This window comes from Kingella potus, assembly GCF_900451175.1.
Classification (GTDB): Bacteria; Pseudomonadota; Gammaproteobacteria; order Burkholderiales; family Neisseriaceae; genus Neisseria; species Neisseria potus.
This window is the reverse complement of sequence record NZ_UGJJ01000001.1, coordinates 1,271,738-1,298,363: the sequence shown is the minus strand read 5'-3', so window position 1 is coordinate 1,298,363 and position 26,626 is coordinate 1,271,738. Positions and strand designations below refer to the sequence as shown.

The following is a 26,626-nucleotide window of genomic DNA, read 5'->3' as shown; positions in this document are numbered from 1 at the left end:
GCGCCGCTTAGGGCGGCACACCCTACCTAAACAGCAAAGGCCGTCTGAAACAATAGAAGCCGTATTTTCAGACGGCCTCACTTTCCGTTTGCCCCGCCGAATCCCGTAGGGTGTGTCGCCGCAGCGACGCACGCGTTCCCCGCCGCAGCGAAAAGGCCGTCTGAAAACGGCAAAACAGCATTCCGGATACACCGAATCCGTTTTTCAGACGGCCTTCGCCGCATTTGCGCCCCGCTGCCGTTTGCAGAATAATCCGCCCTTCCCCAGGCCGTCTGAAAATCCGAAAGCCCGCCATGAACTGCATTTCCGTTTCCCGCCTTTCCCACCGCTTCGGCAACACCCTTGCGCTTGACGATGTGTCGCTGGATATTCCGCGCGGCATCACGGTCGGCCTGATCGGGCCGGACGGCGTGGGCAAATCGACGCTGCTTTCGCTGATTGCGGGAACGCGCGTGATACAGGGCGGGCGGGTGGAAGTGCTCGGCGGCGACATGGCCGACAGGCGGGTAAGGCTGGAAATGTCGCACCGTGTCGCCTTTATGCCGCAGGGTTTGGGGCGCAACCTCTATCCCACGCTCACCGTGGCCGAAAACATTGATTTTCACGCCCGCATGTTCGGTCTGAACGCGCGGCAGCGACAGGCGCGTATCCGCCAGCTTACCGAAGCCACCGGCCTGCTGCCCTTTACCGCCCGCGCGGCGGGCAAGCTCTCGGGCGGGATGAAGCAGAAGGCCAGCCTGTGCTGCGCCCTCGTCCACAGTCCCGACCTGCTGATTCTCGACGAACCGACCACGGGCGTGGATCCCTTGTCGCGCCGCCAGTTTTGGGCTTTGGTAAACGACCTGCGGCAGGAACACGCGGGCATGACGGTAATCGTCGCCACCGCCTATATCGAGGAAGCGCAGCAGTTTGAACGGCTGCTGGCGATGGACGCGGGGCGGCTGCTGGAAAACAAGCCCACCGCCGACGTGTTGCGCGAATACGGCACGGATGTGCTGGAAGAAGCCTATATCAAAATGCTGCCGCCGGAAAAGCAGCAGGGTTCGGGCGGGCTGGAACTTACGCCGTTTGTGCCGCTGCCCGACGCGCCGCCCGCCATGGAGGCGCACGGCCTGACCAAGCGTTTCGGCGATTTTACCGCCGTCGACCATGTGAGCTTCACCATCCAAAAAGGCGAGATTTTCGGCTTTTTGGGCAGCAACGGCTGCGGCAAGTCCACCACCATGAAAATGCTCACCGGCCTGTTGGAAGCCAGCGAAGGCACGGCGGAGCTGCTGGGGCGGCCTGTCGACGCGGGCGGCATCGAAACCAAAATGCGTGTGGGCTATATGTCGCAGGCGTTTTCGCTGTATGAGGAACTGAGCGTGCGGCAAAACCTGCATCTGCACGCCGAACTCTATGCCATGGGCGGCAGGGGTGCGGCGGCGGTGGCCGGCGCGCTCGAACAGTTCGACCTTTCCGACGTGGCCGACACCGCCCCCTCCTCGCTGCCGCTGGGCATCCGCCAACGCCTGCAACTGGCCGCCGCCTGCCTGCACCATCCCGAAATCCTGATTTTGGACGAGCCGACATCCGGCGTTGATCCCGCTGCCCGCGATATGTTCTGGCGGCATCTGCTCAAGCTCTCGCGGCAGGACAAAATCACGATATTCGTTTCCACCCACTTTATGAACGAAGCCGCCCGCTGCGACCGCATTTCCTTTATGCACAAAGGCCGCGTGCTCGCCGTCGGCACGCCCGACGAGCTGGTGCAACGCCGCCGCGCCCCCGATCTGGAAGAAGCGTTTGTGCAGTATCTGATTGATGCGGAAGCGGAAGACGGCGGGCAGGCGGTTTCAGACGGCCGCGCAACCGGAAAACAGCCGCCGATGACGGATTGGGCCGCCCGCACCGCAGCGGACGGCACGGATTGCAAATCCGGCAAAACGGCAGCCAAACCCGACAGGCCGTCTGAAAACCAGCCCTCCGGCCACCTTTCCCCCTCCCCCGCGCAGGCGGGCAAGGCGGGGCAGGATGCGGCAGGCCTTTCAGACGGCCTCCGCGCCGCAAGGCAGCCTGAACACACCCGTTTCGACACCACCTCTTTCAAATACTGGTTTTCCATGGTGCGCACCTTTGCCGTGCGCGAAGCCAAAGAGCTGCTGCGCGACCGCATCCGCCTGTTTTTCGCCGTGTTCGGCCCGCTGATTATGATGGCTGCGGTGTCTTGGGGCGTGTCTTTCGACGTGCAGAACCTCAAATTCGCGGTGTACGACCGCGACCAGTCGGCGCAGAGCCGCCAGCTCGCCGAATATTTTTCCGGCTCGCGCTACTTTATCGAACAGCCGCCGATAGGCTCGGAAGCGGAAATCGACACCGCGCTCAAAAGCTCAAAAGCGGTGCTGGTGATCGATATTCCGAGCGGTTTCGGCCGCGATTTGGAGCGCGGGCAGAAGCCCGAAGTGGGCTTTTACATCGACGGCGCGATGCCGTTCAACGCCACCAATATACGCGGCTACGTCGGCAGCCTGATTACGGCCTACACCAAAGACCGCATCGCCGCCACAGGTCTGCCGCTATCGCTCGACCCGCCAGCCGCCATCGAGCCGCGCTTTATGTACAACCAGGATTTCGACAGCATCAACGCGATTTCGCCCGGCGTGATGATGATGGTGCTGATGATGATCCCCGCGATGATGGCGGCCGTGGGCGTGGTACGCGAGCGCGAGATCGGCTCGATTGCCAATTTCTACGCCTCGCCCGCCTCCACCGCGCAATACCTGATCGGCAAACAGCTCCCCTATATCGCCGTGGGCATGGTGAACTTTGCCGCCGCGTTTCTGATGATGGTGTTGTGGTTCGGCGTGCCGCTCAAAGGCAGTTTCGCCGCGCTGGCGGCGGGCACGCTGCTGATGGTGGCCGCCTCCACCGCGCTGGGGCTGCTGGTGTCGTGTTTCGTCAAATCGCAGCTTGCCGCGATTTTCGCCACTGCCATCATCGCCATGCTGCCCGCCATGAACTATTCCGGCTTCCTCTACCCGATGTCCACCCTCTCCGGCGGCGGCTATGCCATCGGCAAAATCTTCCCCGCCTCGTGGTATCTGACGGTGAGCCTCGGCACCTTCGCCAAAAGCCTCACCGTGCGCGATTTGCTGCCGCAATACGCCGCCATCGCGGCCTTTGCCCTCGCCTGCATCCTGCTGGCGTGTATTTTGTTGAAAAAACAGGAAAAATAAAGAATACAGGCCGTCTGAAAACACAGCTTCAACGAAGTTAAAACCCGTTTTGCGTTTTCAGACGGCCTCCCGCCCCTTTTGCAAACCTTTCAGACGGCCTCCCCCCAATATGCAGCTCAACCCCAGCCAAACCGAAGCCGTACGCTATCTCGGCGGCCCCCTGTTCGTCCTCGCGGGCGCAGGCAGCGGCAAGACCCGCGTCATCACCGAAAAAATCGCCTACATGATTACCCGGGCCGGCTACCACCCGCGCAACATCGCCGCCATCACCTTCACCAACAAAGCCGCCCGCGAAATGCAGGAACGCATCGGCAAAATGCTCGCACGCGGCCAAACCCGGGGGCTCACCGTCTGCACCTTCCACTCGCTGGGCATGAGGATGCTGCGCGAAGAAGCCGCCCATGCCGGTTTGAAAAAAAACTTCTCGGTATTGGACAGCACCGACAGCGGCAAAATCATCGGCGAGCTGCTGGGCAGCAGCGGCCGCGAACAAATCTTTGCCGCGCAACACCAAATCTCCCTGTGGAAAAACGACCTGCTCACCCCCGAGCAGCTTGTTCAGACGGCCGCCAACACCTGGGAAAAACAAACCGCACAGCTATACGCCTCCTATCAGGACACCCTGCACCACTACCAGGCCGTCGATTTCGACGACCTCATCCGCCTGCCGGTCCTCATCATGCGCGGCGACAGCGAAGTGCGCATCCGCTGGCAGCAACGCCTGCGCTACCTGCTGGTAGACGAATGCCAGGACACCAACACCTGCCAATACGCCCTCATGCGCCTCATCGCCGGTGCGGAAGGCATGTTTACCGCCGTGGGCGACGACGACCAGTCCATCTACGCCTGGCGCGGCGCGGACATCGAAAACCTGCGCCGCCTGCAAACCGACTACCCCGCCCTCAAAATCGTCAAACTCGAACAAAACTACCGCTCCACCGCCCGCATCCTCAAAGCCGCCAACCAAGTCATCCGCAACAATCCCAAGATCTTCCCCAAAACCCTCTGGTCGCACTACGGACAGGGCGACATCATCACCGTGGCCGCCTGCCAGAACGAGCAGCACGAAGCCGAATGGGTAGCCGGCGAAATCGCCAAACGCAAAGCCGTTGCCGAAGGCCGTCTGAACTACGCCGACTTCGCCATCCTCTACCGGGGCAACCACCAGTCGCGCCCCTTTGAAGAAGCCCTGCGCGCCGCCCGCATCCCCTACCGCCTCTCCGGCGGCCAGAGCTTTTTTGAAAAAACCGAAATCAAAGACATCCTTGCCTACCTGCGCCTTATCGCCAACCCCGACGATGACCCCGCCTTCCTGCGTGCCGCCACCACCCCCAAACGCGGCATCGGCGGCACCACCCTCGGCCGCCTGAACGAATATGCCAAAGCACACCACGCCTCACTCTCCGCCGCCGCCGCCCTGCCCGAAGCCCTGGCCGCCCTGCCCGAACGCAGCCGCCAAAGCCTCGCCGCCTTCGCCGCCCTGATCGAAAACTGCCGCCGCCGCGCCGCACACGAAGACGCAGGCGCGCTCATCCGCAGCCTCCTGGACGACATCGGCTACGAAGCCCACCTGCTCGCCACCGAAGAAGGCCGAAGCGGCGAAAGCAAATGGCGCAACGTCCAAGACCTCTGCGCCTGGATAGAGCGCAAAAGCCGCGAAGACGGACAAAACCTCATCGAAACCGCGCAAACCCTCGCCCTCATGACCATGCTCGACCAGCGCGAAGACGAAGAAGCCGATGCCGTCAAAATGTCCACCCTCCACGCCGCCAAAGGCCTCGAATACCCCATCGTCTACCTCGTCGGCTGCGAAGAAGGCCTCTTCCCCCACGCCGACAGCCTCGGCGAAGGCAAACTCGAAGAAGAACGCCGCCTGATGTACGTCGGCATCACCCGCGCCAAACAAAGCCTCACCCTCACCCACTGCACCAAACGCAAACGCCAGGGCGAATGGCAGTTTCCCGAACCCAGCCGCTTCATCGCCGAAATGCCGCAGGAAGACCTGAAAATCATCGGCCGCAAAGGCGGCCCGCCCCTGATAGACAAAACCGAAGGCCGCGCCCGCCTCGCCGGCCTCAGCGCGATGATTGCCGCCAAACGCAGCGGCAAAAAAGACATTTAGCCCGCATTTGAAGGCCGTCTGAAAACGCAGCTCCAACGCAGTGGAAACCCTGCCACACACACCTACCGTTTGTCCGCCAAATCCACGTAGGGTGGCCGCCCAAAGGCGACGCACGCGTTCCCCGCCGGCCGGTAAAAGCGGTTTTCGAGATTGGTCGGCAAAGACCGCCTGAAAAACAGAAAACGCGTGCGTGGCTTCGCCACACACCTACCGTTTGCCCGCCAAATCCGCGTAAGGTGTGCCGACCCGTCGGCGCACGCGTTCCCCGCCGGCCGGTAAAAGCGGTTTTCGGGATTGGTCGGCAAAGACCGCCTGAAAAACAAAAAAACGCGTGCGTGGCTTTGCCATACACCTACCGTTTGCCCGCCAAATCCGCGTAGGGTGTGCCGCCCAGAGGCGACGCACGCGTCCCCCGCCGGCCGGTAAACGGTCAAACCGGAAAAAGGTTTTAACTTCGTTGGAGCCGCGCTTTCAGACGGCCTTTGGGCTACAATCCGCCCCCGTTTCCCCCACCAAGACCAACACCATGAAAAACATCGTCATCCTTATCTCCGGACGCGGCAGCAATATGCAGGCCGTCGTCGAAGCCGCCATCCCGAACGTCAGCATCCGCGCCGTCATCAGCAACAAGCCCGATGCTGCCGGACTCGCCTGGGCGGCGGAGCGCGGCATCGCCACCGCCGCCGTCAGCCACAAACACCACCCCGACCGCGCCGCCTTCGACACCGCCCTGTCCGCCGAAATCGACCGCCACGCCCCCGACCTCGTCGTCCTTGCCGGCTTTATGCGCATCCTGACCCCCGCCTTCTGCCGCCGCTACGAAGGCCGCCTCATCAACATCCACCCCTCACTGCTGCCCGCCTTCCCCGGCCTCGACACCCACCGCCGCGCCCTCGAAGCCGGCTGCCGCGCCGCAGGCTGCACCATCCACTTCGTTACCCCCGAACTCGACAGCGGCCCGATTATTTCGCAGGGCATCGTCCCCGTCCTCGACAGCGACACCGCCGACACTCTGGCCGAGCGCGTCCTGCACGCCGAACACCGCCTCCTGCCCCGCGCCGTGGCCGACTTTGCCGCAGGCCGTCTGAAAACCGACGGCAACCGCGTCCTCAACAGCAGCCGCAGCCCCGATCCCGCCGCACAGCTCCTGCTGTAAAACCCGTCCGCGCAACACGGCACACGCAGGCACACAGGCCGTCTGAAAACACCGCCCGCAGGCGCAGAAACCGTTTTCAGACGGCCTCCACGTTTCCCCGCAGGAAACGCCGCATTTCCCATACGCATTTTTCCCTGCCGCCCGTTTCCGTTATACTGCGCGGCCTTTCAACCGGCCCGCAGAGGCCGTTTTCACAAAAAACACAAAAGGAACAACACCATGACTCCCGACTCCTCCCTGCGCTACGGCACCGTTACCCGCCTGCTGCACTGGCTGATGGCCGCCTGCTTCGCCGTGATGCTCGCCACCGCCGTCATCTGGAACATCAGCGAAGCCGAATGGACGCGCAGCCTCTACGGCCTGCACAAATCCTTCGGCTTCATCCTGACCGTACTGATCGCCGTGCGCGTCGTCTGGGCACTGGCCAACGCCGCCCGCCGCCCGAAAGCCGACAGCACCGCCGCCAAACTCGGCCACCTCGCGCTCTACCTGCTGATGATCGCCGTGCCGCTCGTCGGCATGATCCGCCAATACGGCGGCGGACGCGGCCCGCTGAAAGTCTTCGGCATCCAAGTCATGCAGGGCGCGCCGGAAAAAATCGAATGGATGGCCGAACTGGGCAACCGCTTCCACGGCAACGCCGCCTGGCTGCTGTACGCGCTGGTGGCCGGACACATCGTCATGGTGGCCGTGCACAAAATAAAGGGACACGACGTGCTGCCGCGCATGTTCGGCACACCGAAATAAACCGCCCGCCCAAGGCCGTCCGAACCCGTTTTCAGACGGCCTTTCCTATGCGCCGCAGCGGCAAACCGCTATAATCCGCGCCTTTGAAAACACAAGGAAACCCGCCGTGAACACCATCACCGCCGAAAAGAAAATGAACGTCGAAAGCTTCAACCTCGACCACACCAAAGTCAAAGCCCCCTACGTCCGCCTGGCCTGCATCACCGACGGCGACCACGGCGACATCATCTACAAATACGACCTGCGCGTGTGCCAGCCCAACCAAGACCACATGGACATGCCCTCGCTGCACTCGCTCGAACACCTGATGGCCGAACTCTCGCGCAACCACTCCGACAAAATCGTCGACATCAGCCCGATGGGCTGCCAAACCGGCTTTTACATCACCCTGCTCAACCTGCCCGAATACCGCGACGCACTCGATCTCATCGAAAAAACCCTGCACGACGTAACCGCCGCCACCGAAGTGCCCGCCTGCAACGTCGTCCAATGCGGCTGGGCCGCCAGCCACAGCCTCGAAGGCGCGCAGAAAATCGCCCGCTACCTGCTCGACAAACGCGGCGAATGGGAAGAGGTTTTCGCATGAGCGGCGTGCGCACCATCGCCGTCATCGGCGCGATGCAGCCCGAAATCGAGCTGCTCAAAGGCCGTCTGAACGGCCCCGAAACCCACCGCTTCGGCGCGTTTGAAATCCACACCGGCGAAATCGCCGGCAAGCGCATCATCCTGACATTGAGCGGCATCGGCAAAGCCAACGCCGCCGCCGCCACAGCCGCCGCCATCCTCAAATTCGCCCCCTGCTGCGTCATCAACACCGGCAGCGCGGGCGGCCTCGCCTCCGGCCTGAAAGTCGGCGACGTCGTCATCGGCAGCGAAACCGTCCACCACGACGTAGATGCAACCGTCTTCGGCTACGCCCCCGGCCAAGTGCCGCAGCTTCCCCCCGCCTTCGCCGCCGACGAAGCCCTGATGTCCGCCGCCGAAGCCGCCGCCCGCGCCTTCCCGCTTGCCGCCGTAACGCGCGGCCTGATTGCCAGCGGCGACCAATTCGTCCACAGCAGCGAAGCCGCCGCCGCCATCCGCGCCAGATTTCCCGCCGTGCAGGCCGTAGAAATGGAAGCCGCCGCCATCGCCCAAACCTGCCACCAATTCGGTGTCCCCTTCGTCGTCGTCCGCGCCCTGTCCGACTCCGCCGACGAAAAAGCCGACACCAGCTTCGAGCAGTTCCTGCAAACCGCCTCCGCCCACTCGGCGGAAATGGTCGGCCGCATGATCGCCGCCCTGTAAAGCCCGCCGCCCGCACAGGCCGTCTGAAAACACACCCCGCATCCGAACCGTTTTCAGACGGCCTGCAACCCCTGCCAAGCCGCCGAATGCAGATGCAGACACCTCAGGCGGCCGAACCAACGGGCAGCGTGCAACACAACAATGCGCCGCAGACAAAGTTTGACAAACCCCCGTCCCGAATCCGAACAGGCCGTCTGAAACACCCGTTCCCCGCAAACCCTTCCCGCCCATGCGCGGCAGAAGCCCCGCCCAAAGGAAAGCCATGCAGCCCGCCGTACACCACGTCCAAGCCGCCGCCTTCGATCTCGACGGCACCCTCTGCGACTCCGTTCCCGACCTTGCCGCCGCAGCCAACGCCATGCGCCAAGCCCTCGGCCTGCCCGCGCTGCCGCAGCCGGCCATCGAAAGCTACGTCGGCGACGGCATCGCCTCACTCGTCCACCGCACCCTTACCGCCGACTTCCACGGACAGGCAGACGAAAAACAATGGGAACAGGGCTACACCCTCTTCGTGCGCCGCTACGCCGCCCACATCGCCGATGCCACCCGCCCCTACCCCGGCACCGAAGCCGGCCTCGAACTGCTCAAATCCCTCGGCATCCCGCTGGCCGTCGTTACCAACAAAAGCGAAACCCTGGCCGTCAGGCTCCTGCGCGCCATCGGCCTGGCCGACTGCTTCAGCATCATCGTCGGCGGCGACACCCTGCCCGAAAAAAAACCCTCCCCCGCGCCGCTGCTGCACGCCGCCGAAACCCTCGGCGTACCTCCGCAAAACATGATCATGGTCGGCGACTCGCGCAACGACATCCTGGCCGCCCGCGCCGCCGGCTGCCCCGCCGTCGGCGTATCCTACGGCTACGGCGACATGGCCTCCCTCGCGCAAGATCCCGCCACCCGCCCCGACTGGATCATCTCCTCCCTGCCCGAAATCTACGAACACCTGCGCCCGCAGCGCGGGCAGGACGCAGAGGCCGTCTGAAACACCCGTCCCGCACACCTCCGCACATGAGCAAGCAAAAAACCCTCCGCGCCCGCGCCCTCGACATCCTGGCCCGCAGCGAAACCGGCCGTGCCGCCCTCAAACGCAAACTCGCCCCCCACGCCGAAAGCGAAGACGAACTCGAAGCCGTACTCGACGAAATGGCCGCCCGCGGCTGGCAGTCCGACGCACGCTACGCCGAAGCATACATCCGCAGCAAAAGCCCCAAACACGGCACCCTGCGCCTGCGCCGCGACCTCGCACAGCAAGGCGTGGACAGCGACACCGTCCGCGCCCTCCTCCCCGATGACGCAGACGAAACCGCCAACGCCGCCGCCGTCCTGCGCAAAAAATTCAAAGTCCCGCCCGCCAACTACGCCGAAAAACAAAAGCAAATGCGCTTTCTCGCCTACCGCGGCTTCGACGGCGGCACCATCGCCCGCGCCCTCAAACAAACCTGGGCGGAACAAAGCGGCGGATGGGACGAAGAATGGAACGACGGCGAATACGGCGACTGAAACAGGCCGTCTGAAAACCGAAAAACGGCTTGCCAAACCCGCCGCACCCATACTTTCAAACGACCCCCGCTTCCCGCCCCGCCAACGGCACAACAGCCCGCAACCGCGTGCGGCGCGGCACACCCGCCGGAACGGCAGAGGCCGTCTGAAAAACGAAATTTCATTTTCAGACGGCCTCATACCGTTTTCCCATACCGAATCCCCCCGCAGGGTGTGCGGCTCCAAAGCCGCGTACAGGCCGTCTGAAAACACCGCCACCCCCGGCAACCCGCACAAAGGCACCCCAATGGCACACTACGCAATCGGCGACATCCAAGGCTGCTTCGACGAATTTCAAGCCCTGCTGCACAAAACCGGCTTCTGCCACGGCCGCGACACCCTCTGGCTGACCGGCGACATCGTCAACCGCGGCCCCAAGTCCCTCGAAACCCTCAAATACTGCATGAAGCACGAAAGCAGCGTGCACACCGTCCTCGGCAACCACGACCTCCACCTGCTCGCCATCCTCTACGGACAAGGCCGCACCAAACGCAGCGACACCCTCGATCCCGTCATCCGCCACAAACACGCCGCCAAAATGCGCGACTGGCTGCGCAGCCGCCCCCTCCTGCTGCAAACCGACAGCCACCTCATGACCCACGCCGGCCTGCCGCCGCAATGGAACACGCAACAGGCCGCCGCCCTTGCCGCCGAAGTCGAACACCACCTGCGCGGCAGCAGGCCCGCCGCCTTCTTCGCCGCCATGTACGGCAACAAACCCGCCGCCTGGCACGAAGGCCTTGCAGGAGCAGACCGCCTGCGCTTCATCACCAACGCCTTCACCCGTATGCGCGCCCTCCATGCCGACGGCAGCCTCGACTTCGCCTTCAAAAGCACCCTGTCCGACCTTCCCCCCGGCCTCTGCGCATGGTTTGACCATCCCGCCCGCCGCCGTCCCGAAAAAACCGTCGTCTTCGGCCACTGGTCGGCACTCGGTCTAATCGACAGCCCCGAAAAAAACATCCTCTCCCTCGACACCGGCGCACTCTGGGGCGGCTGCCTCACCGCCGCCGACCTCGCCTCCCACACCGTCTTCCAAGAACCGGCGCACAGCAGGGAAAAATAGCGGCAGACAACGGCAAGAGGCCGTCTGAAAAACGCAATTTCGATTTTTCAGACGGCCTCCTGCTTCTTGCCAACCGCGAAAACCCCGCAGCCGCGTGCGTCGCTGCGCGACACACCCTACCGTTTTCCCGCCGAATCTGCGTAGGCTGTGTCGCCCGAAGGCGGCGCACGCGTTCCCCGCCGCAGTACAAAGGCCGTCTGAAAACGCAAACGGTATTTCGGACACCGAACCCATGCTTTCAGACGGCCTCCTGCTTCTTGCCAACCACCGAACAAACACCCGCAGCCGCGTGCGTCGCTGCGCGACACACCCTACCGTTTTCCCGCTAAATCTGCGTAGGCTGTGTCGCCCGAAGGCGACGCACGCGTTCCCCGCCGCAATATAAAGGCCGTCTGAAAACGCAAACGGTATTGCGGATACGCCGAACCCATGCTTTCAGACGGCCTCTTTTCCCTCTTGCCAACCACCGAACAAACACCCGCAGCCGCGTGCGTCGCTGCGCGACACACCCTACCGTTTTCCCGCCGAATCTGCGTAGGCTGTGTCGCCCGAAGGCGGCGCACGCGTTCCCCGCCGCAATGCAGAGGCCGTCTGAAAACGCCGCTCCAACGAAGTTAATCCCGTTGCGGAGGTTTTCAGACGGCCTTTTTCTTTGTTCAGGCGGTTTTGTGCGCTTTGAGCTTCGCGGCAAAAAACACTGCCGCCGCAGCGACGGCGAGGGCGCAGCCCATTGCCAGATGGATGCCGTCCAGCATTCTCTCCTGCGGCGAAACGGCAGACGACAGTTTCTCGCCGATATTGGTCGCACCCACGAAAAACGCCGCGCCGATTGCGCCCGCTATCGGGTTGAGGGTGGTGAGTATGGCCGCACCGTGCGGGTTGAGGCTTTTCGGCAGCGCGTTCAGGCCGTGGGTTTCGCCGGTAACGCAGGCCGACACGGACACCGCCATCAGCGTAAACATGGCCGATAAAACAAGCACCTGCGTGTCAATCCGCAGAAACAGCCACAGTACGGCCAGCGATACCGCCAGCATGATTGCGGCGGGCAGCACCACAAACCGCCCGCCTTTTTTGTCCAAGAGCCTGCCGAATACGGGCGCAGCGGCGGCCTGGGCGATGCTGGCGGGCATCAGAATCAGGCCGGTGGCGGTGCCGGTGAGCATCAGCACCTGCTGGGCATACATCGGCATCATCAGCTCCAAGCCCAAAAACAGAAACACCGCGCCCGCCAGTATCACGACGCAATGGCGGAACTGGGTATAGCCGAACGCCCGCAGGTTCAGCAGCGGCACGGCCAGGCGGAACTGGCGGTGTGCAAACCAGCCCACCAGCAGCACCGATCCGGCCGACAGCAGCACAAATTCCGCCCACGGCAGCGAGGCAAAGCTGCTGCTGGCATACACCAGCCCGCCGAAACCCGCGATGGACAGCAGTGCCGAGAGCACGTCGATTTTCGGGCGGGTAACGGGGCTGAGGTTGACGGTAAGGAATCTGCCCACCAGCACCATGGCCGCCAGCATAAACGGCGCGGTAAAGCCGAACAGTACGCGCCAGTGGCTGTGGTCGATGATGAGGCCCGAAACGGTCGGCCCCATGGCCGGTGCGGCGGTGAACATCATGGTAATCACGCCCATCGCCGTGCCGCGCTTGTGCGGCGGATAAATCGACAGGATGCCGTTAAACAAAAGCGGTACGAAAAACGCGGCGGACACGGCCTGCACCATCCGTCCCGCCACCAGCACGCCGAAGGTCGGGGCAAAGGCGCACACCAGCGAGCCGGCGAGAAAAGTCGCCTGGGTAAACAGCACCATTTTGCGCGTTTCAAACCATTGGATTACACCCGCCGTAACCGGTGTGAACGCGCCCATCACCAGCAGGAAACCCGTCGTCAGCCACTGCACGGTGGTTTTGTCCACGCCGAAGTCTTTCATAATCGGCGTGAGCGCGACATTGAGCAGCGTGTCGTTGAGATAGCCGAAAAACGCGCCGATAAAGAGCGTGGCGACGATGGTTTTGGCGGGAAATTCGGGATTGTCGGCGTGGTATTCGTGGCCGTCTGAAAGCTGTTCGGGTTCGCCGGTGTGCATATTCTTCTTTGCGGATTGTGCGGATAAGGATGTTTTGAAACAGGTTGGCCGAGGCGCGGCGGCGGCGGGGAAAAGCCGTTTTCAGCCCAATTCCTGCTGTTTGGCGCACAGCAGGCCGCGGATCAGGCGGGCGGTGTCCTGCCTGTCGGCTGCGGCGGCCACGGGCGGCAGGAAATGCAGCTCCACCCGGCTTTGTTTCTGGCCGATTACCATGCAGATCGACTGCCAGAGGCTGATGTCGCCGTAATAGGCGGCATGGGGATTGGGGCTGCTGCCGTCGGGATTGGGATAGCGGCAGAGCACGGGAACCAGCGGCACCTGCGCATCGGCGGCGGCCTGGAAGAAGCCGGTTTTGAAAGGCAGGATGGTGCTGCCTTCGCTGCTGGTGCCTTCGGGAAACAGGGTTACGGTGTCGCCGTCTTTGAGGGCTTGGGTAACGTTGCGGATTTTGCTGCTGTTGCCGCCGCTGCCTTTGTTGCGGGCAACGTAAACGGTGCGCGCCTGCGTGGCGAGGTAGCCGATGAGCGGCCATTTTGCCACGTCGTCTTTGGCTACGAAGCGGCAGGGAAAGGCGGCGTTTACCGCCATGATGTCCAGCCAGGAGATATGGTTGCAAACCAGCATCTGCCCGTGGTGTCCGGCGGGCAGGCTGCCGAAGGTTTGCAGCTTCATGCCGCAGGAGGCGAGCACGCGGTGCGACCAGAGCTGGATGGCGCGCAGCTTGCGGCGCGGGGTGTAAAACGGGAAGAGCAGGAGCATTTCGAGTGCGCCGTAAATCAGGCAGACGGCTATGAGAAAAAGGCGGAGCGGGAAGCGTATCAGGTTCATTTTGTATATTTTTTTATATGAAGAGGCCGTCTGAAAAAGGGATTTCCGCTTTCAGACGGCTTGGGGCTGCGTTTCGGGCTTAGGGCTTGGGGGCGAATTTTTGCAGGTAGCGGTCGCTGAGCTGCGTGATGTCCATCATGATGAGTATGTCGGCGCAGTTGAAGGCTTCGTCGACGCAGGGTTCGCCGCAAAACCAGGCTCCGGCTTTGAGATAGCCTTTGACCAGGGCGGGGGTTTCGGGGTGTTCGGACGGCGTGATTGCGTCCCATTGCAAAGGATTGAGCGGGCGTACGCGCCATTGTTCGGGTGCGAGGTATTTTTCTTTGAGGCTGTGGTACAAAGCCGCCGCGTTGCTGCCGCCGTCGCGCATTTCGATGCTGCCGCAACCGATCATAAAGCGCAGGTTTTCGTCTTTCATGAATTTGACCAAACCCGTCCACAAAAGCATCACAAGGCCGCCGTGGCGGTAGTCGGGATGGGTGCAGGCGCGGCCGAGTTCCACGGTTTGCGGCAGGATGTCTTTCAGGGGCGACAGATCAAACTCGTGTTCGCTGTACCAGCCGCCGACTTTGCGGGCCGTGTCTTCGGTAATCAGGCGGTAACAGCCGATGACTTCGCCGGCAGCCTCGTCAAACGCCAGCAGATGGTGGCAGTGTTCGTCGTAGGGATCGGTATCGCGCCCGTCCACGCTTTGGATGTCCGCACCCAGCTCTTGTGCGAATACGCGGTAGCGCAGGCGTTGCGCGGCTTCGATTTCTTCCTGCGTTTCGGCAAGACGCACGCTCAGGCCGATTTTGGGGCCGGTTTGGTTGAAACGGCTGTTCTGCATAAAGTTTCCGAACGAGATAAAAAGGCGGCATTATAAGGCAAAACCCTTTGCCCCGCGCCGCTTTGTGCTTTAACACGGGCGGCGGTTGCCTGCGCCGCATACGCCGTGATACAAACCGCCCTTTGCCCGCGAGACCGAAGATGTTGAAAAACCTGAACGAAGCCGTCGGCCTCCACGCTGCGGACGGCCTTTTCCTGCACGCCGGCTGGCCCGCCCCCGCCAACGTCAAAACGCTGGTTTCCACGCGCAGGGGCGGCATCAGCCAAGCCCCCTACGCTTCGCTCAACGTCGGCGCACACGTCGGCGACCTGCCCGCACACGTCGCGCACAACCGCGCCCTCGTGCAGGCCGCCGTGCCCGTGCCGCTGGCCTGGCTCGACCAAAGCCACAGCACCGCCGCCGTACCCGCCGCCGCTGCGCTGTCCTCCCCGCTCCAAGCCGACGCATCCTTCGATTGCAGCGGCACGGCGGCCTGCGCGGTGATGACCGCCGACTGCCTGCCCGTCCTGTTCTGCACCGCCGACGGCCGCTGTGTTGCCGCCGCCCACGCGGGCTGGCGCGGCCTCGCACACGGCGTGCTGCAAAACACCATAGCCGCCATGAACGCCGACCCCGCCGGCATCCTCGCCTACCTCGGCCCCGCCATCGGCCCCGACGCGTTTGAAGTCGGGCAGGACGTATCCGACGCATTCTGCCGCACCGATCCCGCCGCCGGGTCCGCGTTTTCCGACATCGGCGGCGGCAAATACCTCGCCGACATCTACGCCCTCGCCACCCGCATCCTGCGCCGCGAAGGCATCACGCAAATCTACGGCGACGGCCGCTGCACCGTACTCGAACGCGACACTTTCTTCTCCCACCGCCGCGACGGGCAAACCGGCCGCATGGTCAGCGCGGTGTGGCTGGAGCCGCCGCCCGCATCCGCCAAAGGGTAAGCCCGCCGCAAATCCGGCAGGCCGTCTGAAAAAGCGGTTTCAGACGGCCTGCCCGCAAGCAAAGGCACAGCCCGCGCCATCCGCTATAATGCCGCCTTTTTCCCTGTCTGCCGCCATGAACAAACGCCGCGCCTACCTGCTGCTCACGCTTTCCTTTACGCTTTTTTTCACCGCCCTGATCGGCGCGGGTGCCTGGCTGCTGGCGGCCGGCAGCCGCCAGTTTGCCCTGGCCTGCTTCCTTTTCGCCCTCGCCGCCGCCTTCGCCCAAATCGCCTCGCTCGCCCTCGCCATCCGCGAACACGCCCGCGCCAAGGCATCGAGGCCGTCTGAAAACCCGAACCCGAACACCCCCTGAGGAGCACGCTGTGTTTGAAAAAATCGTCCTCGCCAGCGGCAACGCCGGCAAACTCGAAGAATTTTCCCGCCTCTTTGCCGCGCACCACATCCGCATCCTGCCGCAATCCCAGTTTGACACGCCCGAATGCCCCGAGCCGTATCACACATTCGTCGAAAACGCGCTTGCCAAAGCCCGCCACGCCTCGCGCCACAGCGGCCTGCCCGCCCTTGCCGACGACAGCGGCATCTGCGCCGACGCGCTGGGCGGCGCACCCGGCGTGCAGTCGGCACGTTTTGCGGGCGGCAATCCCAAATCCGATGCCGCCAACAACGCCAAACTCGCCGCCTGTTTGGCCGGAAAAGCCGACAAAAGCTGCTGCTACGTCTGCGTACTCGTACTCGTGCGCCATCCCGACGACCCCCTGCCCGTCATCGCCGAAGGCATCTGGTGCGGACAATGGCAGGACAAGCCCGCAGGAAGCAACGGTTTCGGCTACGACCCGCACTTTTACCTGCCCGCACACGGCCGCACCGCCGCAGAACTCGACCCAAACACCAAAAACACCGAAAGCCACCGCGCACAAGCCCTGCGCGAACTAATCGGCAAAATCTCCGCCCTGCAAGCCGCAAAGGCCGTCTGAAAGGCTTTTCAGACGGCCTCCTTCCGGACACCCGCTTTTTACACATGACCCAAATCGCCTTCCGCCAACCCGGCAGCCTCGCCGCCCTGCCGCCGCTGTCGCTCTACATCCACATCCCCTGGTGCATCAAAAAATGCCCGTATTGCGACTTCAATTCCCACAGCCTGAAAAACGGCCTGCCCGAAGCAGCCTATATCGACGCACTGCTGGCCGATTTGCAAACCGAATTGCCCAATATCTGGGGGCGGCCGGTGGAAACGATATTTTTCGGCGGCGGCACGCCCAGCCTGTTTCAAGCAGCATCCATCGACCGCCTGCTGGGCGGCCTGCGCTCGCTGCTGCGCCTGCAGCCCGAAGCAGAAATCACCCTCGAGGCCAACCCGGGTACGTTTGAAATCGAAAAATTCAAAGGCTTCAAAGACGCAGGTATCACACGCCTTTCCATCGGCGTACAAAGTTTCGACGACACCATGCTCAAGCGTCTCGGCCGCGTACACAACGGCAGCGAAGCCCTGCGCGCCATCGATACCGCCTTAAAACTGTTTGAAAAAGTAAACATCGACTTAATGTACGCCCTGCCCGGCCAAACCGTTCAGACGGCCTTAAACGACACAAACACCGCCATCGCCACAGGAGCAGGCCACATCAGCGCGTACCACCTGACTATGGAACCCAACACCCCCTTCGGCCACACCCCGCCCCAAGGCCTGCCGCAAGACGAAGCCGCACTCGACATCGAAGACGCAGTACACGGCGCACTCGGCAGCGCAGGTTTCATCCACTACGAAACCTCCGCCTTCGCCCGTCCGCAAATGCAGTGCCGCCACAACCTGAACTACTGGCAGTTTGGCGACTACATCGGCATCGGCGCAGGCGCACACGGCAAAATCTCATTTCCCGACCGTATCGAGCGCACCGTACGCCGCCGCCACCCCAACGACTACCTCGCCGCCATGCAGCGCAACCCGCCTGACGGCATCGAACGCAAAACCGTTTCCGCCGACGAATTACCCTTTGAATTCATGATGAACGCCCTGCGCCTGACCGACGGCGTACCCGCCCACCTGCTGCAAGAACGCACCGGCATTCCCACCGCCCGCATCATGGCGCAAATCGAAACCGCCCGCCGCAAAGGCCTGCTGGAAAATGATCCCGCCGCATTCAGGCCGACCGCGCAAGGCAGGCTGTTTTTAAACGATTTGCTGCAATGCTTTCTGTAAACGGAGAAAGGCCGTCTGAAAGCCTGCCGCAAACCTTTCAGACGGCCTTTTGCCTTACTTGACGGAACATTTTTATCTTAAATAAATGCAAAGAACTCAATGAAGGGGAAATCGAGCTATGATTAAATTTATCGGAATTAAAAATTTAATTGATTCAAAAGAAAATCTTTCAGACTACGGTTTCATTTATACATTAAGAAACGATGATGTAGAAACCCGCGAAGGATTGCTCAAGTGTACTTTTTTACTACCGGAAAATGAAAATGACGAGCTCCTTATAGAAAGCAATAAAGATTATAAAAATTGGTTGGAATCTCCGACATTTACCGATGTAGTTAATAACTACATGGAAAACCATTCTGATGCCGCAACACATTCTTTAATTAATGCAGTTTTACATTATTGGAATCATGATGATTTTTTAGATTAACTATTTGATTGTATATTAAAATTTTAATATTTGTCGAAGCCGCCTATTGCAACCGGAACAAGCGTAACCAGCATGATGCAAGGCGTGTGCAGCAGGCACGCACACGGTTTAAAACCGCAGACCCGTTTGGCAGAATATATAGGCCGTCTGAAAAAGCGGCATCAGGCACCGAATAACAAAAGGAACGACCATGTCCCCCACCACCGAACAGGCGCAGCAGCGCATCGATGAAATCCAAGCACTTTACCGCCGCTGGCTGCAACTTCTGCCCCAACTCGAAGCCGCACGGCAGCAATGGCGGCAGGCAGCGCAAATCATGGCCGAACTCGATAAATTTTACGCGGAAGAATATATGGAATACGCCGATGCCGTTTCAGACGGCCTACCCGTTTCGCTGCGTACCGAAGGCGAATACAGCGTATTGGGCGAAGACACGCTGTTTGACGCGTTCGGCGACTACAACCGCCTCGCATGGCAGCAACTGCGCGACGCAACCGCCGCACTCGACCCCGCAAACCGCGCTCCTACCTGCCCTGAGGCCGTCTGAAATTGCGGCCCAGCGGGCAGATGGTTTGCAGTTTGCAAAAAATATGTTTATGAAACATAAAACTAAAATAAACCCTAAAAAATATCTTGACGCAATAAAAACACCTTTCTAAAATGCGCGGCTTCTTTCCCCGATAGCTCAGTCGGTAGAGCGACGGACTGTTAATCCGCAGGTCCCTGGTTCGAGCCCAGGTCGGGGAGCCAGATACAAAAAAGCCAAATCTTCGCGATTTGGCTTTTTTCTTTGGCTTTATCCGCCAACCCCACGATTACCCGATGCGCAAGGCCGTCTGAAAACGCGGATTTGCTGCTCCATAATGCGATTTCAGACGGCCTTGCGCCGCAGCAGCACGCCGCTTTCGATATGCGGGGTAAACGGAAACTGGTCGAACAGGGCGGCGGCTTTTATGTCATGTGTCGCCAGCAGCAGATCGAGATTGGCGCGCAGGGTTTCCGGATTGCAGGAAATATAGATGATGTTGTCGAAATTTTGCAGCAGACGCAGAGTAGCCTCGTCCACGCCCGCACGCGGCGGATCGACGAATACGGTGGAAAACGCGTAATCGGCCAAGCTGATGCCCTGCTCCCGCAGGCGGCGGAACTCGCGGCTGCCCGAAGCCGCTTGGGCAAACTCCTCCGCCGACAGCCGCGCGATGCGGATATTGTCCGCCCCGTTCGCCTCGATATTCCATTGCGCGGCCTGTACGGAGGTTTTCGAGACCTCCGTAGCCAGCACGCGGCGGAAATGCCGCGCCAGAGGCAGGGTAAAATTGCCGTTGCCGCAATAAAGCTCGAGCAGGTCGCCGCCCAAGCCTTGCGCACAGCCGCACGCCCATTCGAGCATTTTGACGCACACCGCCGCATTGGGCTGGCTGAAGCCGCCTTCGGGCTGGCGGTAGCGGAACAACTGTCCGTTTACAAGGAAGGCTTCGCTTACGAAATCGCGCGACAATACAATTTTCTGCCCTTTGCTGCGGCCGATAAGGGCGATACCACACCGCTGCTGCAAGGCTTCCGCCGCCGTCCGCCACGCATCGTCAAGTTTGCGGTGGTAAATCAGGCTGACCAGCATATCGCTCGACAATGTGGAAAGAAATTCGCATTGGAACAGTCGCTTGTGCAGCACCTCTTCGGCAGACAGAGCGGCAAGCAGCTCGGGCATCAGGGCGTTGATGGCGGCAGATGCGGCAGAAAACTGCGTCAGACGCACCACCGATGCTCCGCCGGCTTTCCTGCCGCGTTCGAACATCGCGTAACGGATTGTGCCGCCCTCGTGCCAGATACGGAATTCGGCACGCATCCTGTAATGCTGCTCCGGCGAAGGGAATATCTCCCAGCCGGGCATGTCGATGTCCGCAAACAGACGGCGGAGAAAAGCGGCTTTATCGTCGAGCTGGCGGATGTAGTCGGAGCCGTGCATAGCGGTGTCCATAGGCAGAAAAGCGGCGGATTATAGCCGTTTTTGCCGGAAACACGGCAGAGGCCGTCTGAAAAGGACGGAATATGTTAAGACGGCCGCATTATTGCAAAAAAGCGCAAACGGCGGGGCGGCTGCGCTATCTAAAACCGCAAAGCGCGTGTTAAGATAGAATTGTAAAGATTTTTCCCAACCGGATTTTAACAACATAGGATTGAGAACATGAGTCGCGTATTATTAGTAGATGACGATGCCGTACTGACCGAGCTTTTGACTGAATACCTGACCGCCGAAGGCTTGGAAGTGCGCAGCGTTCCCGACGGCGAGGCAGGGGTAAACGAAATCCTGGCCGGCCAGTACGACGTAGTGGTTTTGGATTCCATGATGCCGAAAATGAACGGTTTGGACGTATTGAAAACCGTGCGCGCCCAAAGCAGCATCCCCATCATCATGCTCACCGCCAAAGGCGACGACATCGACCGCATTATCGGCTTGGAAATGGGCGCGGACGACTATGTACCCAAGCCCAGCACCCCGCGCGAGCTGCTGGCCCGCATCAACGCCATCCTGCGCCGCGCCCAGCACACGCACGACCAAAGCAATGTTTCCAACAGCATTTCCGTCAGCAACGTTACCCTGCATCCCTCCAAACGCCAGGCCGCCGTCGGCGATGCGCCGCTGGAACTGACCAGCACCGAATTCAACCTTTTGGAAGTGCTGATGCGCCACGCCGGCCAGGTTGTCAGCAAAGAAACCCTGTCCATAGAAGCCCTCGACCGCAAACTGGCCAAGTTCGACCGCAGCATCGATGTGCACATTTCCAGCATCCGCCACAAACTCGGCGATCCTTCGCTGATCCAAACCGTGCGCGGCTTGGGTTATCTGTTCGTGAAAAACTGATTTGCCAAACCATTTGAAAGCCAACGCTTAGAATGAAGCTCTTCCAACGGATTTTCGCCACGTTTTGCGCAGTCATCATCTGCGCCATATTCGTGGCGAGTTTTTCTTTTTGGCTGGTGCAGCAGACGCAGGCCGAAACCCATTTCAACCAACAGCGGGCAATCGACGAAATCCTGCTGGCCAACGCCGTGGGCGCATTCCGCGTCAGAGGGGAGGCGGGTGCGCGGGAAATGCTCGAAGGCTGGCACGAAGCGCAGGGGCCGGAAAAAATCTTCATCATCAGCGGCGACGAACAAGCCGACCTGCTCGGACGCAAAGTCGATCCCAAAAGAATTGCCAAAGCCCGCGCCTATGCCGCCGCCAATCCCGAAAGCAAAGATGTCCATCTCGAATACGGCCGCTGGGGCGAAGAATACCTGTTTTTCATCCGCAACTGGGACAACACCGAAATCCAACGCCGCCCGAGCCCGCTGTATATCCCCGGCCTGCCTTTGGAACAAACCTGGCACGAAATCATCATTTTGGGCTTCATTTTCCTTGTCGGCCTCACCCTGGCCTACATCCTCGCCCACAACATTACCCGCCCCATCCGCATTCTCGGACGCGGCATGAGCCGTTTGGCCGACGGCAATTTCGAAACCCGCATCGCGCAACAAATGGACAACCGCGACGACGAGCTTTCCCAGCTTGCCGCCCAATTCGACAAAATGGCGTGCAAGCTGCAACAGCTCGTTGCCAAAGAACGCCACCTGCTGCACCATGTCTCACACGAAATGCGCTCCCCGCTGGCACGGATGCAGGCCATCGTCGGCCTGATCCAGTCGCAGCCGCAAAAACAGGAACAATACCTGCAACGGCTGGAAAACGAACTGATGCGCATGGACACGCTGGTCGGAGAACTGCTCACCCTCTCCCGCCTCGAAACCGCCAACGTCAAAATCGAAAAAGAGCCGCTCAAACTGATACCGTTCATGCACAACCTGGTGGACGACAGCCAGGCCGTTGCCGAGAAAAACAGCCAAACCGTCGAGCTGGTTTTGGAAAAAATGCCGGAAACAGCCGAAATGCCCGCCAACGAAAGCTATCTCTACCGCGCCTTCGACAACGTCATCCGCAACGCCATGAATTACAGCCCCCGGGGCAGCAGCATCCGGGTAGAAATGAGGCAGGATGCGAAAAACTGGCTGATCGACATTACCGACAACGGCCCGGGCGTGGCGGAAAGCCAGCTTCCCCACATCTTCACCGCCTTCTACCGCGCCGACAGCAGCGGCAGCAAACCCGGAACAGGCCTCGGCCTGGCCTTGGCCAAACACATCGTCGAACAGCACGGCGGGCGCATTTTTGCCGAAAACACCGCGCCCAACGGCCTGCGTATGCGTTTTGTTTTCCCGAAACAAAACGGCAAAACCGGCGAAACAAAAGAAAAACAGCAGGATTAGTCCCCTTCTGCCGCAACGCATTGCAGAGGCCGTCTGAAAAAGTGTTTTCAGACGGCCTCTTTGTCCCGCATACACCGCTGCCGCAAAACTGCCTTTTTATGGCATAATCCGCCGCTTTCAGACGGCCTCCGCACACAGCACAGGCCGTCTGAAAAACAAAACCGGAGTGCTGCCGATGACGGGCCAACCGCAGAATCCGCAGCCTTTTTTCCAACCACCCCGCGCAGCCTGAAACCCTAACGGTGCCTGTTGCCCGCAGCACGCACCGTTAGCGTTTTAGACTGGCGCAATCCGAACAAAGGAATCCCAAATGTTTGACAAACACGTCAAAACCTTCCAATACGGCGAACACACCGTAACCCTCGAAACCGGCGAAATCGCCCGCCAGGCCGCAGGTGCGGTAAAAGTATCCATGGGCGACACCGTGGTATTGGTGGCCGTTACCGCCAACAAAGAAGTCAAAGCCGGCCAGGACTTCTTCCCGCTCACCGTCGATTATCTCGAGCGCACATACGCCGCAGGCAAAATCCCCGGCGGCTTCTTCAAGCGCGAAGGCAAACAGAGCGAGAAAGAAATCCTCACCAGCCGCCTGATCGACCGCCCCATCCGCCCGCTGTTCCCCGAAGGTTTCTACCACGATATCCAAGTCGTAGCGACTGTGGTGTCCGTCGATCCCGAAATCGATTCCGACATTCCCGCGATGATCGGTGCGTCTGCCGCGCTGGTATTGAGCGGCGTACCCTTTGCCGGCCCCATCGGTGCGGCACGCGTCGGCTACCTGAACGGCGGCTATGTCCTGAATCCGACCAAAACCCAGCTTGCACAATCCCAGCTCGATCTGGTGGTGGCCGGTACCGCACAAGCCGTCTTAATGGTGGAATCCGAAGCGCAAATCCTGCCCGAAGACGTGATGCTCGGCGCGGTGGTGTACGGCCACGAGCAGATGCAGGCCGTTATCAAAGCCATCAACGAGCTGGCCGACGAAGCCAACCCCGAAGTGTGGGAATGGAACGCGCCCGAGCCAAACGCCGAACTGGTTGCCAAAGTGAAGGAAATCGCAGGCAGCACCATCGCCGAAGCCTTCAAAATCCGTTCCAAACAGGCGCGCGGAGCGAAAATCGCCGAAGCGTGGACGGCTGTCCGCGATGCCCTGATCAGCGAAGACACCGACACCCTTGCAGCCAACGAAATCAAAGGCATCTTCAAACATTTGGAAGCCGAAGTCGTGCGCAGCCAGATTCTCGACGGCCAGCCGCGCATCGACGGCCGCGACACCCGCACCGTCCGTCCCATCGACATCCAAACCAACGTCCTGCCGCGTACCCACGGCTCCGCCCTGTTCACACGCGGCGAAACCCAGGCACTCGCCACCGCCACCCTCGGCACCCAGCGCGACGAGCAAATCATCGACGCGCTCTCGGGCGAATACACCGACCGCTTCATGCTGCACTACAACTTCCCGCCCTACTCCACCGGCGAATGCGGCCGCATGGGTGCGCCCAAACGCCGTGAAATCGGCCACGGCCGCCTCGCCAAACGCGCACTCTTGGCCGTGCTGCCCGAGCCGGAAGATTTCAGCTACACCATGCGCGTCGTATCCGAAATTACCGAATCCAACGGCTCGTCTTCCATGGCTTCCGTGTGCGGCGGCTGCCTGAGCCTGCTCTCCGCCGGCGTGCCCTTGAAAGCCCATGTGGCCGGTATCGCCATGGGCTTGATTTTGGAAGGCAACAAGTTTGCCGTACTCACCGACATCCTCGGCGACGAAGACCACCTCGGCGATATGGACTTCAAAGTGGCCGGCACCACCGACGGCGTTACCGCCCTGCAAATGGACATCAAAATCCAGGGCATCACCAAAGAAATCATGCAGATTGCGCTGGCACAAGCCAAAGAAGCCCGCCTGCACATCCTCGGCCGGATGCAGGAAGCCGTACAAGGTCCGCAGGAATTGTCGCAACACGCCCCGCGCCTCTTCACCATGAAAATCAACCCCGACAAAATCCGCGACGTAATCGGCAAAGGCGGCGACACCATCCGCAGCCTTACCGCCGAAACCGGCACCGAAATCAATATCGAAGACGACGGCACCATCACCATCGCCGCCGTCAGCGCGGATGCCGTGGAAGCCGCGAAGAAACGCATCGAAGAAATCACCGCCGAAGTGGAAGTCGGCAAAGTGTACGAAGGTACCGTAGTCAAAATCCTCGACAACAACGTCGGTGCGATTGTTGATGTCCTGCCCGGCAAAGGCGGCCTGGTACACATCAGCCAAATTGCCCACGAGCGCGTGAGAGACGTAAACGACTACCTCAAAGTCGGCCAAAGCATCAAAGTGAAGGCACTCGAAGTGGACGACCGCGGCCGCGTGCGCCTGTCGATCAAAGCCCTGATTGACGCACCCGCCGAAGAATAAAACCCCGTCCGAAACGCAAAGAGGCCGTCTGAACACTTTTCAGACGGCCTCTTCCGTTGAATTTGCCGCCGCCGCCCCAACAATAGCCCGCATTGGACAACTCTTTATCGGTAAAAAACATGGCAGAAAAAAACTATTACGAAATACTCGGCGTGGAAAAATCCGCCGATGCCGACACCATTAAAAAAGCCTACCGCAAACTGGTACGCAAATACCATCCCGACGTAAGCAAGGAACCCGATGCCGCCGAGCGCACCGCCGAAATCAACCGTGCTTACGAAACCTTGTCGGACAAAGAAAAACGTGCCGAATACGATGAAATTCTGGCCAATCCCTATGGCCGCAGTCCGGGCGGCAACCCGTTCGGCCGGGGTTTTGACGGCGCACAGGACGGCAGCGGCGGCTTCCGCTACGAATACAGGGGCGGCGAAGAGCCTTTCGGCGCGGGCGATTTCCATTTTGAAGACCTGTTTTCACATTTCGGCGGCAGCCCATATCAGGAGCAAACCCGCCACAGCGGCCCGATAAAAGGCGAAGACCAGCACGCCGAGCTGGCCGTCGATATTTACGCCGCCTATGTCGGTGCGGAACGCACGCTGACGCTGAACGTCCCCGCCATCGACGAATACGGCCGTGCCTCGTACCAGGCCAAAACCCTGAATGTCAAAATCCCGCAGGGCATTACCGAAGGCCAGCAAATCCGCCTCGGCGGACAGGGCCTGCCCGGCTACAACGGCGGCGCAAACGGCGATTTGTATTTGAAAATCAAGTTTCACGACAAACCCGATTTATACGTCAAAAACAAAAAAGACGTGTATCAGACCATTGATGTCCAACCGTGGGATGCCGTACTCGGCGGAAAAATCACCGTAGCCACCGCATCCGGCCGCCTGCACGTCAGCCTGCCTGCCAACAGCCAAAACGGCAAAAGCATCCGCCTGAAAGGCAAAGGCATTCCTGCCAAAGAAGCAGGCGATTTGTACCTCAACATCCGCATCAGCGTTCCCAGTGCCCAAAACGAAGCCGACCGCGCCGCATGGGCCGCGCTTGCCGCCCACTTCGCAGGCAGAACCGAATAACCGCCTGACGGCCAAACCGCCGTTTGCGTTTTTACGAAAGGACACCCCATGACGCAGCATACCGACATTACCCTTACCTTTGAAGAAATCATCACCGCCAGCCGCTGCCGCCGCGAATGGCTGCTGGCCTTGATTGAAGAAGACATCATCAGCATCGACGGCGCACCCGAACGCACGCTGTTCAGCGGCTTCCAACTTGCCCGCATCCGCCGCGCCCAACGCCTCAGCCGCGATTTTGAAGCGGGTATTCCCGCGCTGGGTCTGATTATGCGTCTGCTGGACGAAGTGGAAGAGCTGCGCAAAACGCAGCCGGTATGGGCATTGCCCGACGAAGAACACTAAACCCGATATATTTGCCGGCTGTGGGACAACTTGCCAACGTCGGCCCTAC

24 protein-coding genes and 1 tRNA gene are annotated in these 26,626 nt (G+C 60.8%); 21 read left to right on the top strand and 4 right to left on the bottom strand.

Annotation, left to right across the window (positions count from 1 at the left end):
- Positions 1–293: 293 nt before the first annotated feature.
- The 9 genes from rbbA (at position 294) to DYE40_RS05975 (ending at position 11,129) form a co-directional block, all read left to right on the top strand.
- Positions 294–3,215: a ribosome-associated ATPase/putative transporter RbbA gene (gene rbbA, locus DYE40_RS06015; RefSeq protein ID WP_115308164.1), complete on the top strand. Its 2,922-nt coding sequence runs from the start codon at positions 294–296 to the stop codon at positions 3,213–3,215.
- Positions 3,216–3,324: 109 nt separating this feature from the next.
- Complete coding sequence (locus tag DYE40_RS06010; protein ID WP_115308163.1) at positions 3,325–5,337, top strand: UvrD-helicase domain-containing protein; 2,013 nt, start codon at positions 3,325–3,327, stop codon at positions 5,335–5,337.
- Positions 5,338–5,863: 526 nt separating this feature from the next.
- Entirely contained in the window at positions 5,864–6,493 is a 630-nt protein-coding gene (purN, locus tag DYE40_RS06005; RefSeq protein WP_115308162.1) for a phosphoribosylglycinamide formyltransferase, read from the top strand.
- A 219-nt stretch (positions 6,494–6,712) separates the two neighbouring features.
- Positions 6,713–7,240: a cytochrome b gene (locus DYE40_RS06000; RefSeq protein ID WP_115308161.1), complete on the top strand. Its 528-nt coding sequence runs from the start codon at positions 6,713–6,715 to the stop codon at positions 7,238–7,240.
- Positions 7,241–7,373: 133 nt separating this feature from the next.
- Positions 7,374–7,826, top strand: coding sequence for an S-ribosylhomocysteine lyase (locus DYE40_RS05995; protein WP_009426487.1), 453 nt, complete (start codon positions 7,374–7,376; stop codon positions 7,824–7,826).
- Positions 7,823–8,527: a 5'-methylthioadenosine/adenosylhomocysteine nucleosidase gene (locus DYE40_RS05990; protein WP_115308160.1), complete on the top strand. Its 705-nt coding sequence runs from the start codon at positions 7,823–7,825 to the stop codon at positions 8,525–8,527. The genes DYE40_RS05995 and DYE40_RS05990 overlap by 4 nt, the downstream gene beginning before the upstream one ends.
- A 262-nt stretch (positions 8,528–8,789) precedes the next feature.
- Positions 8,790–9,506, top strand: a complete 717-nt coding sequence (locus tag DYE40_RS05985) for a phosphoglycolate phosphatase (protein ID WP_115308325.1) — start codon at positions 8,790–8,792, stop codon at positions 9,504–9,506.
- Positions 9,507–9,532: 26 nt separating this feature from the next.
- Positions 9,533–10,024: a recombination regulator RecX gene (recX, locus tag DYE40_RS05980; RefSeq protein WP_115308159.1), complete on the top strand. Its 492-nt coding sequence runs from the start codon at positions 9,533–9,535 to the stop codon at positions 10,022–10,024.
- A 286-nt stretch (positions 10,025–10,310) separates the two neighbouring features.
- Entirely contained in the window at positions 10,311–11,129 is an 819-nt protein-coding gene (locus tag DYE40_RS05975) for a symmetrical bis(5'-nucleosyl)-tetraphosphatase (protein WP_115308324.1), read from the top strand.
- Positions 11,130–11,785: 656 nt separating this feature from the next.
- Here the strand turns inward: DYE40_RS05975 and DYE40_RS05970 are convergent.
- The 3 genes from DYE40_RS05970 to DYE40_RS05960 all read right to left on the bottom strand — a co-directional run bounded on the left by DYE40_RS05970 (position 11,786) and on the right by DYE40_RS05960 (position 14,873).
- Complete coding sequence (locus tag DYE40_RS05970) at positions 11,786–13,216, bottom strand: MFS transporter (RefSeq protein ID WP_115308158.1); 1,431 nt, start codon at positions 13,214–13,216, stop codon at positions 11,786–11,788.
- Positions 13,217–13,297: 81 nt separating this feature from the next.
- A complete protein-coding gene (locus tag DYE40_RS05965; protein ID WP_115308157.1) occupies positions 13,298–14,044 on the bottom strand; it encodes a lysophospholipid acyltransferase family protein in 747 nt (248 codons plus the stop codon).
- Between the two features lie 79 nt (positions 14,045–14,123).
- Entirely contained in the window at positions 14,124–14,873 is a 750-nt protein-coding gene (locus tag DYE40_RS05960) for a GNAT family N-acetyltransferase (protein WP_115308156.1), read from the bottom strand.
- A gap of 140 nt (positions 14,874–15,013) precedes the next feature.
- Here DYE40_RS05960 and pgeF point away from each other — a divergent pair, with 140 nt between their 5' ends.
- From pgeF to DYE40_RS05930, 7 genes are all read left to right on the top strand, one after another.
- Positions 15,014–15,808, top strand: coding sequence for a peptidoglycan editing factor PgeF (gene pgeF, locus DYE40_RS05955; protein ID WP_115308155.1), 795 nt, complete (start codon positions 15,014–15,016; stop codon positions 15,806–15,808).
- A gap of 88 nt (positions 15,809–15,896) precedes the next feature.
- A complete protein-coding gene (locus tag DYE40_RS05950) occupies positions 15,897–16,163 on the top strand; it encodes an NGO_0222 family membrane protein (RefSeq protein ID WP_425311279.1) in 267 nt (88 codons plus the stop codon).
- 10 nt (positions 16,164–16,173) lie between these two features.
- The gene (locus DYE40_RS05945; protein WP_115308153.1) at positions 16,174–16,785 is read left to right on the top strand and encodes a non-canonical purine NTP pyrophosphatase; all 612 of its coding nucleotides are present in this window, start codon (positions 16,174–16,176) and stop codon (positions 16,783–16,785) included.
- A gap of 44 nt (positions 16,786–16,829) precedes the next feature.
- Positions 16,830–18,005, top strand: a complete 1,176-nt coding sequence (hemW, locus tag DYE40_RS05940; RefSeq protein ID WP_115308152.1) for a radical SAM family heme chaperone HemW — start codon at positions 16,830–16,832, stop codon at positions 18,003–18,005.
- Positions 18,006–18,123: 118 nt separating this feature from the next.
- Positions 18,124–18,435: a DUF7716 domain-containing protein gene (locus DYE40_RS12265; RefSeq protein WP_147286598.1), complete on the top strand. Its 312-nt coding sequence runs from the start codon at positions 18,124–18,126 to the stop codon at positions 18,433–18,435.
- Positions 18,436–18,625: 190 nt separating this feature from the next.
- Entirely contained in the window at positions 18,626–18,982 is a 357-nt protein-coding gene (locus DYE40_RS05935; protein WP_115308151.1) for a DUF4298 domain-containing protein, read from the top strand.
- 127 nt (positions 18,983–19,109) lie between these two features.
- Positions 19,110–19,185: transfer RNA gene (locus DYE40_RS05930), tRNA-Asn, on the top strand.
- Positions 19,186–19,306: 121 nt separating this feature from the next.
- Here the strand turns inward: DYE40_RS05930 and trmA are convergent.
- Positions 19,307–20,401, bottom strand: a complete 1,095-nt coding sequence (gene trmA, locus DYE40_RS05925; RefSeq protein ID WP_115308150.1) for a tRNA (uridine(54)-C5)-methyltransferase TrmA — start codon at positions 20,399–20,401, stop codon at positions 19,307–19,309.
- Positions 20,402–20,620: 219 nt separating this feature from the next.
- Between trmA and DYE40_RS05920 the strand changes: the two genes are divergently transcribed.
- The 5 genes from DYE40_RS05920 (at position 20,621) to DYE40_RS05900 (ending at position 26,577) form a co-directional block, all read left to right on the top strand.
- The gene (locus tag DYE40_RS05920) at positions 20,621–21,298 is read left to right on the top strand and encodes a response regulator transcription factor (protein WP_115308149.1); all 678 of its coding nucleotides are present in this window, start codon (positions 20,621–20,623) and stop codon (positions 21,296–21,298) included.
- 32 nt (positions 21,299–21,330) lie between these two features.
- Entirely contained in the window at positions 21,331–22,740 is a 1,410-nt protein-coding gene (locus tag DYE40_RS05915) for a HAMP domain-containing sensor histidine kinase (protein ID WP_115308148.1), read from the top strand.
- 310 nt (positions 22,741–23,050) lie between these two features.
- Positions 23,051–25,156: a polyribonucleotide nucleotidyltransferase gene (gene pnp, locus DYE40_RS05910; protein WP_115308147.1), complete on the top strand. Its 2,106-nt coding sequence runs from the start codon at positions 23,051–23,053 to the stop codon at positions 25,154–25,156.
- A 119-nt stretch (positions 25,157–25,275) separates the two neighbouring features.
- Positions 25,276–26,235: a DnaJ C-terminal domain-containing protein gene (locus DYE40_RS05905; protein ID WP_115308146.1), complete on the top strand. Its 960-nt coding sequence runs from the start codon at positions 25,276–25,278 to the stop codon at positions 26,233–26,235.
- 48 nt (positions 26,236–26,283) lie between these two features.
- Positions 26,284–26,577, top strand: coding sequence for a chaperone modulator CbpM (locus DYE40_RS05900; protein WP_115308145.1), 294 nt, complete (start codon positions 26,284–26,286; stop codon positions 26,575–26,577).
- The last annotated feature ends 49 nt before the right edge of the window (positions 26,578–26,626 follow it).